The 15,620-nt window shown below is 38.0% G+C and carries 17 protein-coding genes; 2 read left to right on the top strand and 15 right to left on the bottom strand.

Annotated features, from left to right (window positions below):
• Positions 1-21 precede the first annotated feature (21 nt).
• The 6 genes from sugE (G8E00_RS03980) to rpe all read right to left on the bottom strand — a co-directional run bounded on the left by sugE (G8E00_RS03980) (position 22) and on the right by rpe (position 5,610).
• A complete protein-coding gene (sugE, locus tag G8E00_RS03980; protein WP_166012780.1) occupies positions 22-336 on the bottom strand; it encodes a quaternary ammonium compound efflux SMR transporter SugE in 315 nt (104 codons plus the stop codon).
• 103 nt (positions 337-439) lie between these two features.
• A complete protein-coding gene (gene sugE, locus G8E00_RS03975; protein ID WP_166222102.1) occupies positions 440-757 on the bottom strand; it encodes a quaternary ammonium compound efflux SMR transporter SugE in 318 nt (105 codons plus the stop codon).
• Between the two features lie 336 nt (positions 758-1,093).
• Entirely contained in the window at positions 1,094-2,062 is a 969-nt protein-coding gene (locus G8E00_RS03970) for a copper resistance protein B (protein WP_166222100.1), read from the bottom strand.
• Positions 2,049-3,947: a copper resistance system multicopper oxidase gene (locus G8E00_RS03965; protein WP_166222097.1), complete on the bottom strand. Its 1,899-nt coding sequence runs from the start codon at positions 3,945-3,947 to the stop codon at positions 2,049-2,051. Before G8E00_RS03965 ends, G8E00_RS03970 begins: the two co-directional genes overlap by 14 nt.
• A 65-nt stretch (positions 3,948-4,012) precedes the next feature.
• Positions 4,013-4,468, bottom strand: a complete 456-nt coding sequence (locus G8E00_RS03960) for a hypothetical protein (protein ID WP_166222095.1) — start codon at positions 4,466-4,468, stop codon at positions 4,013-4,015.
• Positions 4,469-4,923: 455 nt separating this feature from the next.
• Positions 4,924-5,610, bottom strand: coding sequence for a ribulose-phosphate 3-epimerase (gene rpe, locus G8E00_RS03955; protein ID WP_166222093.1), 687 nt, complete (start codon positions 5,608-5,610; stop codon positions 4,924-4,926).
• Positions 5,611-5,817: 207 nt separating this feature from the next.
• Between rpe and G8E00_RS03950 the strand changes: the two genes are divergently transcribed.
• A complete protein-coding gene (locus G8E00_RS03950; protein WP_166222091.1) occupies positions 5,818-6,096 on the top strand; it encodes a DUF2218 domain-containing protein in 279 nt (92 codons plus the stop codon).
• Between the two features lie 83 nt (positions 6,097-6,179).
• Here the strand turns inward: G8E00_RS03950 and G8E00_RS03945 are convergent, their stop codons facing one another.
• The 9 genes from G8E00_RS03945 to G8E00_RS03905 form a co-directional block, all read right to left on the bottom strand.
• Positions 6,180-7,229, bottom strand: a complete 1,050-nt coding sequence (locus G8E00_RS03945) for a M48 family metallopeptidase (protein WP_166222089.1) — start codon at positions 7,227-7,229, stop codon at positions 6,180-6,182.
• 18 nt (positions 7,230-7,247) lie between these two features.
• Positions 7,248-8,354 (bottom strand): YjgN family protein, encoded by a 1,107-nt coding sequence (locus tag G8E00_RS03940; RefSeq protein ID WP_166012772.1) that lies wholly within the window; start codon positions 8,352-8,354, stop codon positions 7,248-7,250.
• A 187-nt stretch (positions 8,355-8,541) separates the two neighbouring features.
• Complete coding sequence (gene fghA, locus G8E00_RS03935; protein ID WP_166222087.1) at positions 8,542-9,378, bottom strand: S-formylglutathione hydrolase; 837 nt, start codon at positions 9,376-9,378, stop codon at positions 8,542-8,544.
• A 68-nt stretch (positions 9,379-9,446) separates the two neighbouring features.
• Complete coding sequence (locus G8E00_RS03930) at positions 9,447-10,868, bottom strand: C13 family peptidase (RefSeq protein ID WP_166222085.1); 1,422 nt, start codon at positions 10,866-10,868, stop codon at positions 9,447-9,449.
• Between the two features lie 119 nt (positions 10,869-10,987).
• Complete coding sequence (locus G8E00_RS03925) at positions 10,988-11,806, bottom strand: class I SAM-dependent methyltransferase (RefSeq protein ID WP_166222083.1); 819 nt, start codon at positions 11,804-11,806, stop codon at positions 10,988-10,990.
• Complete coding sequence (locus G8E00_RS03920) at positions 11,800-12,624, bottom strand: undecaprenyl-diphosphate phosphatase (protein ID WP_166222081.1); 825 nt, start codon at positions 12,622-12,624, stop codon at positions 11,800-11,802. The genes G8E00_RS03925 and G8E00_RS03920 overlap by 7 nt, the downstream gene beginning before the upstream one ends.
• 12 nt (positions 12,625-12,636) lie before the next feature.
• On the bottom strand, positions 12,637-13,302 hold the full coding sequence (gene tsaB / locus G8E00_RS03915; protein ID WP_166222079.1) for a tRNA (adenosine(37)-N6)-threonylcarbamoyltransferase complex dimerization subunit type 1 TsaB: 666 nt from the start codon (positions 13,300-13,302) through the stop codon (positions 12,637-12,639).
• A gap of 144 nt (positions 13,303-13,446) precedes the next feature.
• Entirely contained in the window at positions 13,447-13,977 is a 531-nt protein-coding gene (locus G8E00_RS03910) for a gamma carbonic anhydrase family protein (RefSeq protein WP_166222077.1), read from the bottom strand.
• A gap of 231 nt (positions 13,978-14,208) precedes the next feature.
• On the bottom strand, positions 14,209-14,817 hold the full coding sequence (locus tag G8E00_RS03905) for an NUDIX hydrolase (protein WP_166222075.1): 609 nt from the start codon (positions 14,815-14,817) through the stop codon (positions 14,209-14,211).
• 228 nt (positions 14,818-15,045) lie between these two features.
• Between G8E00_RS03905 and G8E00_RS03900 the strand changes: the two genes are divergently transcribed.
• Entirely contained in the window at positions 15,046-15,594 is a 549-nt protein-coding gene (locus tag G8E00_RS03900; protein ID WP_166012764.1) for an NUDIX hydrolase, read from the top strand.
• The last annotated feature ends 26 nt before the right edge of the window (positions 15,595-15,620 follow it).

Genomic DNA, 15,620 nt, shown 5'->3' with positions numbered 1-15,620 from the left:
AGTCCATATTCTTTTACTTCATCAAGATGACAGTTTCATCAAAATGAGTCCAGAGATAATGAGTACAGCTGCAAGCATCCGCATTACTGAAGCAGGTTCACCCAAAATCATGATTCCAACCAAGAATGAACCAACTGCCCCAATGCCAGTCCACACTGTATATGCTGTGCCTAAAGGTAAAGTTTTCATGGCATACGATAAAAGAGCAAAACTAGCAAGCATAAACACAATGGTTAAAATACTCGGAAGCAACTGAGTAAAGCCTTCTGAGACTTTCATAAAATAAGCCCAAACCACTTCAAAAAACCCAGCCAACACCAATAACATCCAAGCCATATCAAAACCTTACAACCAAACCATCTAAATAAAAATTTTAAATATGCGATTTAAAAACCAAAAAAGTTCAAGCATCTAAATACTTGAACTTCATTTCAATACATCAAGATGATGACAATTTCATCAGAATTAAACCAGACACAATCAGCACAGCAGCAAGCATGCGCATCGCACTGGCTGGCTCACCTAAAACAAAAATACCAACCAAGAATGAGCCAATAGCACCAATGCCAGTCCACACTGTATATGCTGTGCCTAAGGGTAAAGTTTTCATGGCATGTGCCAATAAACCAAAACTCAGGATCATAAAGAAAATGGTAATAACGCTCGGGGTGAGTTTGGTAAATCCCTCAGACAATTTCATCGAATATGCCCAAACGATTTCAAAAATTCCTGCAAAAAATAGAACGATCCAAGCCATGATGACTCCTCCAATATTTTCAAATTAAGATTGATCTTGAAAACTAGGTTTGAGTCAGGTCGTCCTGACGTTTTTTCTTGCTGCATCATGCTGAGGGACAGAAGGATTCAAACAAAAATTTAATCCATTTGCTGATGCACCAAGGGAGGTCGTTCCCCCTCTATTGGTTTTATTATAGTTATTTATGCATCATTTTTGAACATATTTTACAGATCTTCACCAGATTCATGATTTCACTTTGTTCATAAAATAAAAAAAGCACCATGAATGATCATAGTGCCTTGCTGAATAAATTGAAAAATACAATGATATGCTCAATATTTTAAAAGAATGTTTCTAAAATCTTAACCTTAAACCTGCACCATACAACCAATCTGCTTGTTTCTGTAGATAAGTCTCACCAATTCGTGGCTTTTCACCTCTATCATAGACATAAGCAATATCCAAAAATGGCATAACACGTTTATTGATCTCATAACGTGTTTCCACTCCAAACTGGGTTTGGTTAAATCCTGTTTTTTTGGCAAAGTCAGATTCATCTTTAACAATGATCGTCATGTCCAAATAAGGTTTTAAAATCAATTTCTGCGTGAGCAACACATCTCGTTCAAGCTCTAAACTGAAAGAAATTTGGTCATCTTGCCCGATATATAGATAAGCATCGGTTTCAAAATAATACGGCGCTAAACCTTGAATCCCAAAAACCGCATCGACTTGATTTTTCTCTGTCGAATGCGTCTGATCATAACGATATCGCAGCCCTGCTTGAACATCCCAAAAATCAGCAACATTTCGACTATACATTGCCGAAACATCATAATTTTCAGGTGTCGATTCAGCTTTATTGGCATGAGCTTTTAAGTAGATTTTATTTTCGTCTGAACCCATCCAAGACTCGAGCTCAGAAGAGAATTGTCCTTGGCCGTCATGATTCAACATCCATTTATTCTCAAAAACAGAGCGTTGGTACATTTGTCCACCATGCTCTTTTTGATGATTCACATGAGATGCTTGATTCGATTGAGATTGAAGATTTGATGTTATTGGCTTTGATGCGATGGATGAATGTTGATGCTGCATTTGCCCATGATTTTGACTGTGATCATGTACATCTTGCGATTGCATTTCATATTTTTTACTTAGGCTATTTTCTTGATTTTGATGATTCATATGTTGAGCATGATCCATATGTTCCATTTCTTCAGCTTGTAAATACGAACACATAGACAAACTGACCACTCCTGCCAGAAATGATCTTTTGAGTGCTAATTGGGGGAGTTGTGCGAGCGAATTAATGATGTACATGTGCACCTCCCTGTTTCATTTGAGACGTTGCAGGTGCTTCAACATTTTGATCATCCACTTTTGCCACAATCAGTTTATTCATCATGCCTGAGCTCATGTGATACAACAAATGACAATGAATCGCCCACTCGCCCAGTTCATCTGCGGTCAATAATGCCGTCACCGTCTTACCAGGTGGCACAATGAGCGTATGTTTATTTGGCATTTGACTGGCAACTTGACCATTTTCCAGTTGCATGAACATGCCATGTAAATGCATCGGATGCGCCATCATGCTGTCATTGATAAATTTCAGACGAATCCGTTCGCCATATTTCACCGTTAGCGGTTTGGCATCACTGAATTTTTCACCATTCATGGTCCAAATATAACGTTGCATATTACCGCCCAAACGTATTTCCAATTCACGCTCAGGTGAACGCACATCAGACTGTGGCTTTAAGGCTTTTAAATCTGCATATTTCAATGCTTTTAAGCCTTTTGGCGTTGATGTATTTGCCCATCCATAAACAGATTTTTCTAGATGATTTTGTTGTTCTGTTCCCTGTCTTAAATGTGCATGATGATCTTGTGCTGATGTTGTCTCTGAACCAAAAACAGGAAGGTTCATTGATAAATGATTCATCTCTGCATGGTTCATTTTTTGATGATTCGGTGATGCATGATCCATCGAATGATTTGCCATAGCAGTGTGATTGATTTGTTGTGGTTGAATAGATTGATTCATGGATGCATGATCTATGTTCGAATGACTCATTTCCAAATGATCCTTACTTGAATCATCTTTCACGCTATGTCCCATATCTTCCATAGTCAATAAAGCACGTGGGCGATGTTTTGGAACTTGAACAGCATGTTGCATTATCGGCTGATTTTCATTCTGCAACGTTGCCAAAGCAAAACCACTACGGTCAATCGATTCTGCCTGAATCTGATAATGGTCTGCCTTCGGTTCTACAATCACATCATAGGTTTCTGCTGCACCAATACGAAATTCATCAACTGCTACAGGCTGTACAGCTTGACCATCGGCACTGACCACGGTCATTTTTAAGTTGGGAATCCGCACATCAAAAAATGACATGGCTGCTGCATTAATGAATCGTAAGCGAATACGTTCATTTGGCTTAAACAGACCTGTCCAATTTTGTATAGTCGTTTTGCCATTCACCAAAAAGGTGTAACCCGTTACATCGGACAAATCTGTTTTGGACATACGCATTTGATTCCACATGCGGCGGTCTTGAAGTGTCTCTTTTAACCCTGTGGTTTTGGCTTGCTTCAATACATCAAATACCGTTTGACGTTGGTTTTGATAATATTCCGCATCTTTTTTGAGATTGATTTGAATGTGCTTACTGGAAGATTCGTGAAAATCAGAGAACATCACCACATAATCACGGTCAGTTTTTTCAAATGTAGTGCTTGACTGATGATTTTTTGGATAAATCACCAAAGCACCATATAAACCGTCTTGTTCTTGACCTTTGGAATGCGCGTGATACCAGTAGGTTCCACTTTGACGTACTTTAAATTTATAGACAAAGTCGCCATTCGGTTTAATCGCATTAAAACCGTTAAACCCTGGCACACCATCCATAATGCCAGGCAATAAAATACCGTGCCAATGAATCGAAGAGTCTTGTTTTTTTAGTGAATTATGCACATGAATGACTGCATCATCACCTTCGTAAAATTCAAGTAATGGCGCAGGAAATTGCCCATTTACTGTGATTTTTTTAACTGCTCTCCCTGTAACATTAATGCTCTTTTCAGCAATATCTAAATGATATTCTTTGACTGCCGCCTGTACCCAAGTGACTGAGCACAGCGATGCAAGAAACAATATAGTTCGGCATAATGACCGAAATAAAAATGTAGACATGACTTCATCCTAATCTTGAAAAATGGCATCTTGAAAGATGCATTGAAATAAATTTTCGAGAAGGATTAAGCTTTGGGTGGTCTGAGTATTTGCTGCCAATAACCAGTTAAATGTTGCGCTTGATCGGTATCATAATCTTGTGAGACATATTCTTGAGATTGCATTACAACGACTTCAAACTGATGATCTTGAGCATAAATACTATTTGAAGTTTGACAATGAACTTGCGCACAGTCATGACATTGAACATGATCTGCGGTCTGATCATCCATATTTAAGCAGAACAAATCATGTTGCTGTTTATCTGCATCATGATTTTTTGCATCAAATCCCTTTGTATGCTGTGGCTGTTCATGCTGTTTTTGCGCTACATGATGAGACTGAGTGTCATGCTGAAGCTGATGACAATGGGCCGCAGAGGTTATTTCTAGAGAGTGCGTTTTGTTCTGTTGGTGGGTTGGGATATTCATTTGCTGATGCATCAACTGACCCGATGCCAAAACCACACTGCTCCATCCCATAGCAAAAACCATGAGACCAACAAACCAAAGTCGTTTGAAGAAGTGTTTCAACAAAACAAAAAATCCTGTGTAATGAGTCTTTAACTTAATTCATTCATGTGAATATTTTAACTTTTAAGATTTATAACATAGTTGGATAAATTGTGCACAACTTTTAAATTTAAACCAATTCAATCACAGTTATTGATTAATAAGTTATTTATATCTATTTGGTTATTTTATATTCATCACATTTTAACTGAAATGACGACTCAGTCACCCTATAATTAAAGGCATCTAACAAATATAAAAAGAACTCAATTGAGTTCTTTTTATACATTTTAGGTCTAAATATTAAACCATTGATGCACAATCGTTTATAAAATAATCGAGTTATCCATACTGTTATCAACACAGATATCGACATGGTTATAAACAAAGTTATCCACAATCTTGCGTACAAATATTCAGATTTCTTATACCTGAATTGAACCAACTTTAGCTAATTCAGAACGCATTTCATCAATTACAGCTTTATAATCTGGCTTACCAAAAATCGCAGATCCGGCAACAAACATATCTGCACCCGCTTCAGCAATTTCACGAATATTGGCAGGCGTTACACCACCATCAACTTCCAAACGGATATCACGTCCTGAAGCATCAATGATCTTACGTGCTTGGCGTAATTTTTCTAAAGTCATTGGAATAAATTTTTGACCACCAAAACCAGGGTTCACACTCATCAAAAGTACTTGATCCACTTTATCTAAAACATAGTCAAGATAATGCAATGGTGTAGCTGGATTAAATACTAAACCTGCTTTTGCACCACCAGCTTTAATCAACTGTAATGAACGATCAATATGATCTGTTGCTTCTGGATGGAAGGTAATAATATCTGCACCTGCGTCCAAGAAGTCACCGATCATACGATCTACAGGTGACACCATTAGATGTACGTCAATTGGTGCTTTAATTCCATAATTTTTCAGAGCTTTACATACCCCTGCACCAAAAGTTAGGTTGGGTACATAGTGATTGTCCATCACGTCAAAATGCACAACATCTGCTCCAGCTTCGATAACATTTTCAACTTCCTCGCCTAAACGAGCAAAATCTGCAGATAAAATTGAAGGTGCAATTAAAAATGGCTTGGACATGATGAACCTGGCTCAGAATGATGATATGAATAAATGATTATAACAAATTTAAGCGTCCGTTTTATTTTCGTTCACCTAGGTTTTAACGATAACAGTCAATGAATTGACCGATGCTACTTTCGCAAAGCAGCATTCTATTTTTGTTACAGATGAGAATCATTCTCTTTGTTATAGTAGTGGTATCTATTTAACTTTATGAGTACAACAATGAAATCAGTAACAACGATTCATACAGACCAAGCCAAACGTATTGCAAAACGACTTTTGAATCATTGGAAACACAAATTTGAGGTTGCTGAAACCGAGCAGCAATTCAGTATATTTATGCCTGATGCAACCGTAATTCTGAGTGCTCAAGTAGATGCTTTAGATGTCCATTTAGATACTGAGCGTGAAGATTTTACATTTCTAGAAAAAGTGGTGATCGATCATTTAAATCGTATGGCTCAACAAGAATTTGACGTGCAATGGACACATCAAGCTTAGACCAATTCCAGATTTAAAATTTAAATCTATATATTAAAAATGCCCAACTTTGTGGGCATTTTTAATTTTGTCAAAAGATCAAATCAATGTTTGTTCTCAAGATTATTTTTCTGATGTTGTTCTTCAAACTTACGAACCATCTCAATTCGCTCTTTAGTCGCTGGATGACTTGAAAACACGTCAAAAATCTTCATACCTTTTTGATCCTCTTCTCCAACTTCTTCACTCATACGTTGTAAAAGATTGGCAAAATGGGAGGTTTCAATTTTTTGTTCATGCATCAAATTAAGCGCATAAAGATCAGATTCTTTTTCAAATTTTCGGGAATAATTTGCCCCAACAATTGCCAAAGGCAGCGTGGTAAGCAGATCAGAACTATCCCCTGTAATGGCAACATACAGTACACTAAAACCTAAACTCGACAGTGCTTGTTGTAAACTATGTCGATGTAACAAATGCCCTTGTTCATGCGCCAATACACCAATTATTTCTTGATCACTATGTGCAAGATTAATCAGCTCATCCGTCACAATAATTGTATTGTTTGGTAATGCGAGCGCATTTGCTCCGATCCGATCACCTTCTCTAAATTTCAGCTTTGCAGGTTTATCTTTGGAAACTTTAGATAAGTACTCCGCTTGAATTTTTTCTTGCACCGCTTTCGGCAATTTACTTGGCTTTGTATAATCATTGACATAGGTTTCTGCCTGATTGCCTAAACGATTCAGGGTATTTTCAGGAAGTTTAAACGCAACCACGTTCGCAGTCATTGGGATGCCCCATTTGACCACAGCAAAAGCAAGTGCCAATACAAATACAACACTAAATAAAATCAGAGATGGTGAACGCTCTAATGTCCAAATTCGCTTATTGAAACTTTTATTTTCAACAGGCAACCAATCTGGAATATCTAAACTTTGAAATTCAATACGCGCATCATTATTCAGTTCAATGGCAGGGTTACGCTGACCAATTGCACCAATCAACGTCATTTGATCTCGGCTAAAGAGATGTTCCTTCACGCCATTATCATCGTATTGAACTCTTATACCATCGCTACCTGATGGATAAAGTGTGGCTGGATGTGGCTTTGACAACACACCATCATAGAAAACTATAGATACAGATTGCATTGGATTCTATCCCCACACTTAAAGTGAAATATCTAAATCAAAAATATCACTAATTTCTTCTGCAATCGCACTATGGTCACGTTGAACAAGATTCATCATGGCATCTGGATCATCATTGAGCACTAAACTTAAAGATTCCACCTGATATTTTGTCAGTCTTATTGCAGCCCAAGCGGACAAGAGACCTAAAGACAAAATTCTTAGAATCCAGTTACTAAGCACAATCCATGCATATTTCCATTGGTTACAATCTGTATGAAATTGGCTAATGCTTAAACGTGTATTATTCCAAGTGGTTATAAAAATTCTTGCTTGAATTAAAGGACCAATAAAAAAGATGCCAATAAAATATGCTGCAAAGAATAGAACCAACATGTAATTGGTGGCAAAACTTAAGCCATTAAAACCTACAACAGCCATTAAAATACCACAACCAATGAGAACACCCATAAACATCATAATTGGGATATAGACTGCACTCATATAGTCTGACCAACTATTATTCAAGCTAAACTTCAACTGACCTGCATACAGATGGTTAATGACATAGCGTTTATATAGCCATACCACAACTGGAGCAAAAATCCCTAATGAAAAAATAACAATGCCTAAGCCTTTAAAAAACTCAATATATGCAGTTTTAGTGGTTCCTTCAAAATAAAAACGACTGTTGGCAAATTTACTATTTCTTGAGGTAAATCGAATGGTCGCTCTGAGTAACCAAGGTAAGGCCAAATAAATAAAGAGACCACCAAATGCAGCAACGGCAAGCTCCATATAAGAAGCCAATGCGAATATGCCCCATATACCCAGTGCAATGAGACGACCAATTAAAATTTTGGTAGGGATACCTGTAAAATCAAAGAAGCGATTGAAGAATTCAGTATTGTTATAAAAATAGCGTAGTCGTCTTACTTTTGCCCACGGCGCGTATAAACTTAAAGTCGCGATGGTCAGTAGGATATTCACGATCCAAATACCGAAATATTCAGCTGCTTTCCCGTGAAATTTAAAACGAAAAGTTTGGCCTAAAAAAGCAGGTTGAACTGGCTCATTCAATTTTGGTGGCCATATACCTTGATTAGTTTCGTCAAATTCTGAAGATTGTGAAGTAGAATCTTGCATTTATTATTCTCATTTTTGGTTTATGTTTCAACCAGTTAGTTAAAATTTAAAGTATATAGATATTTTCCACTATAATAAAACGAGTTGACCAAGATCACAATATGAATATGAAATTAAGCTCAAATTCACATTGTGGATCGTCTTTAATCATGATTTGTACATTCAAACAGCTTGATACAGCTTTAAATTAATCCTGTAACTGCAGAGCATGGAATTGCAAGTGATCATCGATAAAACTTTGGATAAAGAAATAACCATGATCATATCCGTCATGTTGTCTAAGCGTTAAATGTTGATCTACACTTTGACAAGCTTGTTGAAATTTTTCAGGATTTAACTGGCTATAAAATTGATCTGCTAAGCCTTGATCGATCAGGACTTCTTTAAATAAAGCACCTTTTTTTAAGACCAACTGAGTAGCGTCGTGATCTGCCCATGTACTTTGATCTGCACCTAAATACGCAGTAAAAGCCTTTTCACCCCAAGGACAAAGACTCGGTGCACAAATGGGCGCAAATGCGGACACAGATTTAAAAAACTGTGGATATTTCCAAGCCAGTGTTAAAGCACCATGACCACCCATCGAATGCCCAAAGATTCCAATGGAATCTGCCTGAATAGGCAATGCCTCATTTAATAATGGATAAAGTTCATTGATTATATAACTTTCCATTTGAAAATGTTCAGACCAAGGGGCTTGTGTAGCATTGATATAAAATCCTGCACCTTGACCAATATCCCAAGAATCACCTTGAGCAACATTTTCACCACGAGGCGATGTATCTGGTGCAATTAGAATAATGCCCAATTGTGCGGCTAAACGCTGAGCATGTGCTTTAATCACAAAGGTTTCTTCAGTACAAGTTAAACCAGCCAAATAATACAAAGCTGCACAGGATTGACCTTGTAGTGCCTGAGTTGGCATAAACACTGAAAACTTGGTTTTTCCTTTTAAGTATTTCGATTCAATTTGATAAACCTGCTGTTCACCATCGAAACATTTATTTTTCTGTACCAATTCCATGTGATTCCCCTGTATGACATTTAAAAACGTTCTGATCATCCGCATGTATGAGGCTATTTCACACCAGCCTATTGTGTCGCCAATACTTTAGATGATAGTTCTGTATGAGCAGGCTCATTTTTAGCAGCATCCACTTGTGGGAATAATCGTTGCTCAAGTTGCGGCAGCATGAGTTCAATATTTTTACCAATCACCCATTGCGGTTCAGAAGGCTCAAAACCTTGTGCATCTTCCCACTTCGCAACGGTCATTGCAGCATCTTCAAATGATGCTCTTAAACTGCTATTTTCACGCATCGCTTGGTCAAAGAACGCCCGACCAAAATAAGTATAATCCGACTCACTCGAACATCCGAATGAAGAACGATCCGCTGCTGAAGCAGTAATGATTAAAGTATCTGGTGACTGCAAAGCAGGAATAAAGCTTCCTGAATAACATGCTGAAATAACGATGACTTTCCAGCGAATACCTGATTTATCAAGGGTATTACGCAGCCATTTAGGATCAATATCGTCTAAATTGATCGGATCATTTTCCAGCTCGAACTGATTTGGCAAACCATGTGATGTCATATATAAAAACAGAACATCACTTTCACGGTTCATTTGCGAACCAATGCGTTGTAGTGCCATTTGCATACTGGTTTTTGATGCCAATGGTTTTTCTACCATCGTCGATGGGTTATTAATCAGCTCAATTGAGCGACCAAATGTACCAAAGCGAGTATCAAATTGTTCTTTAATCCGTTCAATTTCAAGTTTAAAGACATCTTGATAGCTCACCCCAGCGACGCCCATAAAGTACCAATGCGTATCTGAATATTCACCGAATTGAATCTGCTCTAAAGCATGATTTAATAAACGACTTTGTGAATAGAATGCTTGTTCTGAAATGGTGGGTGGAACTTCATCTACCTTCCATATGGGTTGATCTTTGACTGACATTTGCCAAACGATCAATGTAAATAAGGTCGCGAGCATAATCAGCGCGCGTTCCCACCAAGGCCATTTCAACTCACGTGCAAAAACCCAAACCACAGCCAAACTTTGCCAAACAAACAACACCATAAAAATGGCAGGCAAATAGTCATAGGTAAAATTCGGCAACAAATCCAAAGCACCCATATATTGGATTAAACTTTGGATTAAGGCGATATGCGTGTCGAGTACCAACCACAATAAGGCAGGCACTAACATGAGACGTGGATTATTGGTCCGCTGAGAAAGAAAAATACCGACAATCAGGGCAATAAAAGGCCACAAGGCATAGCTCACTAAGCCTTGTTTATTAAACTCACCGCCATCACCTGCGACCAACCAACTGAATAAACTATTGGCTGAAGCGCCCAAAAGCCCCCAAAAAATCAACTGTAAGATGGAGGGTCTTACGATTTGTAATGACTTTCTTGAACCCAAAAATAACCAAACCCCTGCGCGTTGATTACTTTTTAGGTCATGCCAAAAGTTGATTGAGGGTTTCAGATCTATCATAAAAGTTCTATTTTGAAGATGCTTCTGTCAGCATTGCTAGTGTATGCTCGGTTAAAATTTTATCAATGTTATTTTCAACTATATCTCAATTTTTTGACGAATAATGCACCAATTACTAATTAGTTACAAAGGTCATTTTGAAAATAAGCATCGAATCGACATGCATCTCCCTGCCATTGATGGTCAGGTTTCTGTTCATCCAAAAATACTGCCAAACGCGGACGCTTAACCACAACCCGTTTTGCCATCCGTTTTGCCAAATTTAACAGCTGATCGCCCAAATCCATTTCACCATCTTCAGGAAGCAATAAATGCAATAACTGCATTTGCTTTTTGACTTGTGCTTGCTTTTTTATGGCCTGTTGATTTTGATCACGTTGTGGAAACATTGGATCTAAATAAACGACATCAACCATTTGTTTTTGATCAATTTGACTTTGCAAATAAACATTTGAATCTGAAAAAACCAAATCAATTCGAGCAACCACACTGGCTAAAAAAGAATCATTCTTAGATTTTGCTTTCGAGTCTTCCAACAGTGTAAATAAAATTGGATGTCGCTCAACCAATGTAACTTCAGCGCCTAAATGCGCCATGAGTAAACTATCATGTCCCAGTCCTGCTGTGGCATCAATCAGTTTTGGTTTTTCTCCTAAATTACAAGCGCGTGCAATCATTTCAGACTTTAAACTTGCACGTTTTAATCGCCCTACTTCCGCAATCCAATCAGGTTGCATTTTCATGCCATTGGCACAGAGCCAAAGTCCTTCTTCATCTACACACAGTGCAAGTTCTGGATTAAGGCGTAAAAAACGTGCATTGAGTTTTTCAACCTGCTCAATAAAAACAACAACTCCACGAGAAGAAAGCACAGCAGAATACTGCTGTGCTTTCTCATGAAAAGTGAGTTCTGTAAATAAGCGAATTTCGCTTACCATAAACGCCAACCTGTTAAAGCAAATAATAAAATAATTAAACCAGAAATAATTCGATACCATGCAAAGACCATAAAGTCTCTTTTAGCGACATAAGCCACTAAGACACGGATTAAAATCAGTGCGGATACGAAGGAAACAATTAAACCGACAAAAAATACCGTCCAGTCTTGGCCAGTTTGGTAAATGTGATAGTTTTTCAATAGATCAAGTACACCAGCACCAACGATTACAGGAATACCTAAAAAGAACGAAAACTCAGTTGCCGCTTTACGCGATACACCCAACATCATGGCACCAATGATGGTTGCACCAGAACGTGAGGTCCCCGGAATTAAAGCCAACACCTGAATTAAACCAATATAAATGGCTTCTTTGATCGAAATATTTTCAACTTCTTCAGCATTGACTTTTGGTGGATTTTTTTCGACCCACCAAATCACGATACCACCGATAATTAAACCTATCGCAACTGAAATATCGTTAAATAAAAGTGCCTTAACGGTTTCACCAAAAGTCAGTCCGACCAGCATAATTGGAATAGATGCAAGAATCAGACTCACACCTAAATGACGACCTTTTGCTTCTCCAGAGACTAACCCTGTGGCAGCACCCCAGAGTTTTGACCAGTACTCATAAATGACGGCAGCAATTGCCCCCATTTGAATAGCAACAACAAAAAGGTCACTTTTATCTTTGGTCCAAAAATCCATTAACTCGGAAGCCAGAATTAAATGACCTGTACTGGAGATCGGTAAAAATTCTGTAATACCTTCAACAATACCCATAATTGCTGCTTTTAACAGCAGTAAAAGATCCATAGAAATTCCTAATTATACTTTGCCTTGTTCTGGAATTTTTTTCCAAGCGTCATCACGCAAATAAACAGGTAAAGCAAGTTCAGCACTTACCCAATCTTCAGCCAATGCCTGTACGCGAGCAATAGATGCAATATCAATTGCTGAAGCAGTAATACCGACATATTGAACCGCTTTTTCGTCTAATAATGCGGCGCCTGAACCAATAAGTGTATATTTTTGATATTTTGCAGCTTGTTCATAATCCAACAATTTTTCTTCATCGACCAGTTGCATAATCCCCTGTGCATTGAGTTCAAAGCTTGCGATATAAACTTCTTTCATGCGTGCATCAAGCACAGCTGTGACTTGTGTCAAATTCGCTTCACGATGTGCTGCTTGCGCCAAAGCCTGTAAGGTAGAAACAGGAATCACAGGTAAATCATTCGACCAAGCCAAAGCCTGAGTCACAGCAGCATTAATACGAACGCCACTAAAAGCACCAGGTCCACGACTAAACGCAATAGCACTCAAATCGGAAACCGCCCATTGCGTTTGGATTAAGCCTTCTTCAATCATAGGTAAAATCGTTTGCGTCTGCGCTTTCGCTCGCTCATCAAGACGAAAATACATTGTATGATTTTCATCGACCAACGATACAGAGCACTGCTCATTCGCAGTTTCCAATGCAAGCAACTTCATGCATAAGCCTATGTGGTATCAAAAATGTGCTTATGATACTCCACTCGATTTGTTCAAGCGAGCCATTCTCTGTGATGATTTGCTGTTATTTATACGTCTATTGTTTAGCAAACATCACAGGACAAGTTTTCAAGCCACAAAAGCTTAAAACTCAAATTTTTCCAACTGCATAAAATTTTTATAATGTGCTGCATAATGCATCGCACTCATTTTTAACATGACTTCTGCTTGATCATCCAAAGTTTTCACGACTTTCCCTGGTGATCCCATCACCAAAGAATTGTCGGGTATGACTTTACCTTCTGGAATCAAAGCATTTGCCCCAATAATACAGTTCTTACCAATGACTGCATTGTTTAGAATCACGGCGTTGATACCAATCAGACTATTGTCACCAATTGTGCAACCATGCAGCATCGCTTGATGACCAATCGTCACATAATCCCCAACGATCAAATCAATGCCCGGATCTGTATGTAACACTGCATTTTCTTGAACATTGCTATAATTGCCAATTCGAATTTTTGAATTATCTCCACGAATCACGGCCCCAAACCAAACACTGACCTGTTGTCCAAATTCGACTTGACCAATGACGGTTGCAGTATCTGCAACCCAACCATCAAATGGTAACTGAAGCGCTTTCGGCGAATGTCCTTGAAACGAATACATCATATAAATTTCCCTCCATGAATTTCTAAGGTATATCTTAAAATTAAAGCCTTAATCACATTTTTGACATTGAAAATAATATTCTCATTTCATATATTGAAATCATAGCTGAGAATTGCCAGAAAATATAAATTAAAATTATATTTCAGCAGGTTACAGCAATATAATTAGATCACTACTGGTCTCTTCAATCACTCATTTTTCAATATCAAAACTAATCTTTGAATGATGAAATTAATCAATAAATTTAGATTGAAAAGCAGGTGAATTGAGTAGAAATGGCCACTGTTTTTTATAATTTAATCCATAACGGAACAATGAAATTAAAATACGGGCAGTTAACCCCCAAACCACTTCATTTTCAATTCGAAAACTTGGAAAATAGATCGATTGCTTAGGTAATCTGACTTCATAAGGTGAAGGTTTGGCTTCCATCATCTGACGTAAAGATGCAAAGAAAATACGATCAATTTCAGTCGGTTGTGGGATTAAACTCACATGTGGTGGAATTAAGCCCACGATCGGTTTGACTAAAATACCTGTACGTGATTTTTCCATGGGCAGATCGCCCAATAGTGTCACATCAAATGGATTTAAAGCTGTTTCTTCCCATGCTTCGCGTAAAGCGACCACAATATTACTGGTATCATTTAAATCACGTTTACCGCCCGGAAAAGACACTTCCCCAGCATGATTGTTCATATATAAAGAACGTCTAGTCAGTAAAATTTTAGGATCAGCCTCATCTGTAATGGCAATTAACACTGCAGCATCTGCAGATTGAATACGCTTTGAAAAACGTAACCGTTGACGCAAAAGCTGTGTTAATAGTTGATCTTGCATACTTAGTTTCTCGAAATCATCGTCTAATTTTATATCTTGGTTCTGAGCACTGCGCTGATACAGTCAAAATGTCTAAAAAAGTACAGCCATTTAAACGAGTCTTAGTGAAGCTCTAGTGTTTTTTATTCTCACAACATCATATATGAAAATTTGTAGTGAAGGCTATAAATGATGCGAAACTAATTTTTTTCAGTTATGCTGAGCTATCTACAATTTTCAAAGAAGATTATGTCTTTTTGTACTGCCTGCGGACACCCGACACAAGCTGAAATTCCTTTAGGTGATCATCAAGTTCGCCAAGTGTGTACGCAATGTAGAACCATTCATTATGTGAATCCAAAAGTTATTTGTGGCTCATTGGTGATCTGGGAAGACAAAGTTTTACTGTGTAGACGGGCAATTGAACCACGCTACGGATTGTGGACATTGCCAGCTGGCTACATGGAGCTTTTTGAGACGATGGAACAAGGGGCTGCTCGCGAAACACGAGAAGAAGCTGAGGCAGAAATCGAAATTGAACAGCTTTACTGTATGTACAATATTCCACGTATTGGTCAAATTTATGTTTTATTCAAGTCTAAACTGATTGAAGGTCAGTTCGGTGCAGGCGAAGAAACGATTGAAAGTCGGTTATTTGAAGAACATGAAATCCCATGGGGACAACTGGCCTTCCCAAGTGTAGAACGTACATTGCGCCATTATTTTGAAGATCGTAAAACAAACCAATATCCTACGCATCTCGAAACCTTAGGCTCTCGCTTAGATCAAACGGGTTAATCCCTAACTCAAACATTTAAATCTAT

The organism is Acinetobacter shaoyimingii, from assembly GCF_011578045.1.
Classification (GTDB): domain Bacteria; phylum Pseudomonadota; class Gammaproteobacteria; order Pseudomonadales; family Moraxellaceae; genus Acinetobacter; species Acinetobacter shaoyimingii.
The sequence above is the reverse complement of the archived record's forward strand: the minus strand, read 5'-3'. Positions and strand labels throughout refer to the sequence as shown.

What these genes read in the sequence shown, in the direction of transcription:
- sugE (WP_166012780.1), bottom strand. Translation starts at nt 336, where the DNA reads ATGGCTTGGATGTTATTGGTGTTGGCTGGGTTTTTTGAAGTGGTTTGG.
- sugE (WP_166222102.1), bottom strand. Translation starts at nt 757, where the DNA reads ATGGCTTGGATCGTTCTATTTTTTGCAGGAATTTTTGAAATCGTTTGG.
- G8E00_RS03970 (WP_166222100.1), bottom strand. Translation starts at nt 2,062, where the DNA reads ATGTACATCATTAATTCGCTCGCACAACTCCCCCAATTAGCACTCAAA.
- G8E00_RS03965 (WP_166222097.1), bottom strand. Translation starts at nt 3,947, where the DNA reads ATGTCTACATTTTTATTTCGGTCATTATGCCGAACTATATTGTTTCTT.
- G8E00_RS03960 (WP_166222095.1), bottom strand. Translation starts at nt 4,468, where the DNA reads ATGGGATGGAGCAGTGTGGTTTTGGCATCGGGTCAGTTGATGCATCAG.
- rpe (WP_166222093.1), bottom strand. Translation starts at nt 5,610, where the DNA reads ATGTCCAAGCCATTTTTAATTGCACCTTCAATTTTATCTGCAGATTTT.
- G8E00_RS03950 (WP_166222091.1), top strand. Translation starts at nt 5,818, where the DNA reads ATGAAATCAGTAACAACGATTCATACAGACCAAGCCAAACGTATTGCA.
- G8E00_RS03945 (WP_166222089.1), bottom strand. Translation starts at nt 7,229, where the DNA reads ATGCAATCTGTATCTATAGTTTTCTATGATGGTGTGTTGTCAAAGCCA.
- G8E00_RS03940 (WP_166012772.1), bottom strand. Translation starts at nt 8,354, where the DNA reads ATGCAAGATTCTACTTCACAATCTTCAGAATTTGACGAAACTAATCAA.
- fghA (WP_166222087.1), bottom strand. Translation starts at nt 9,378, where the DNA reads ATGGAATTGGTACAGAAAAATAAATGTTTCGATGGTGAACAGCAGGTT.
- G8E00_RS03930 (WP_166222085.1), bottom strand. Translation starts at nt 10,868, where the DNA reads ATGATAGATCTGAAACCCTCAATCAACTTTTGGCATGACCTAAAAAGT.
- G8E00_RS03925 (WP_166222083.1), bottom strand. Translation starts at nt 11,806, where the DNA reads ATGGTAAGCGAAATTCGCTTATTTACAGAACTCACTTTTCATGAGAAA.
- G8E00_RS03920 (WP_166222081.1), bottom strand. Translation starts at nt 12,624, where the DNA reads ATGGATCTTTTACTGCTGTTAAAAGCAGCAATTATGGGTATTGTTGAA.
- tsaB (WP_166222079.1), bottom strand. Translation starts at nt 13,302, where the DNA reads ATGAAGTTGCTTGCATTGGAAACTGCGAATGAGCAGTGCTCTGTATCG.
- G8E00_RS03910 (WP_166222077.1), bottom strand. Translation starts at nt 13,977, where the DNA reads ATGATGTATTCGTTTCAAGGACATTCGCCGAAAGCGCTTCAGTTACCA.
- G8E00_RS03905 (WP_166222075.1), bottom strand. Translation starts at nt 14,817, where the DNA reads ATGCAAGATCAACTATTAACACAGCTTTTGCGTCAACGGTTACGTTTT.
- G8E00_RS03900 (WP_166012764.1), top strand. Translation starts at nt 15,046, where the DNA reads ATGTCTTTTTGTACTGCCTGCGGACACCCGACACAAGCTGAAATTCCT.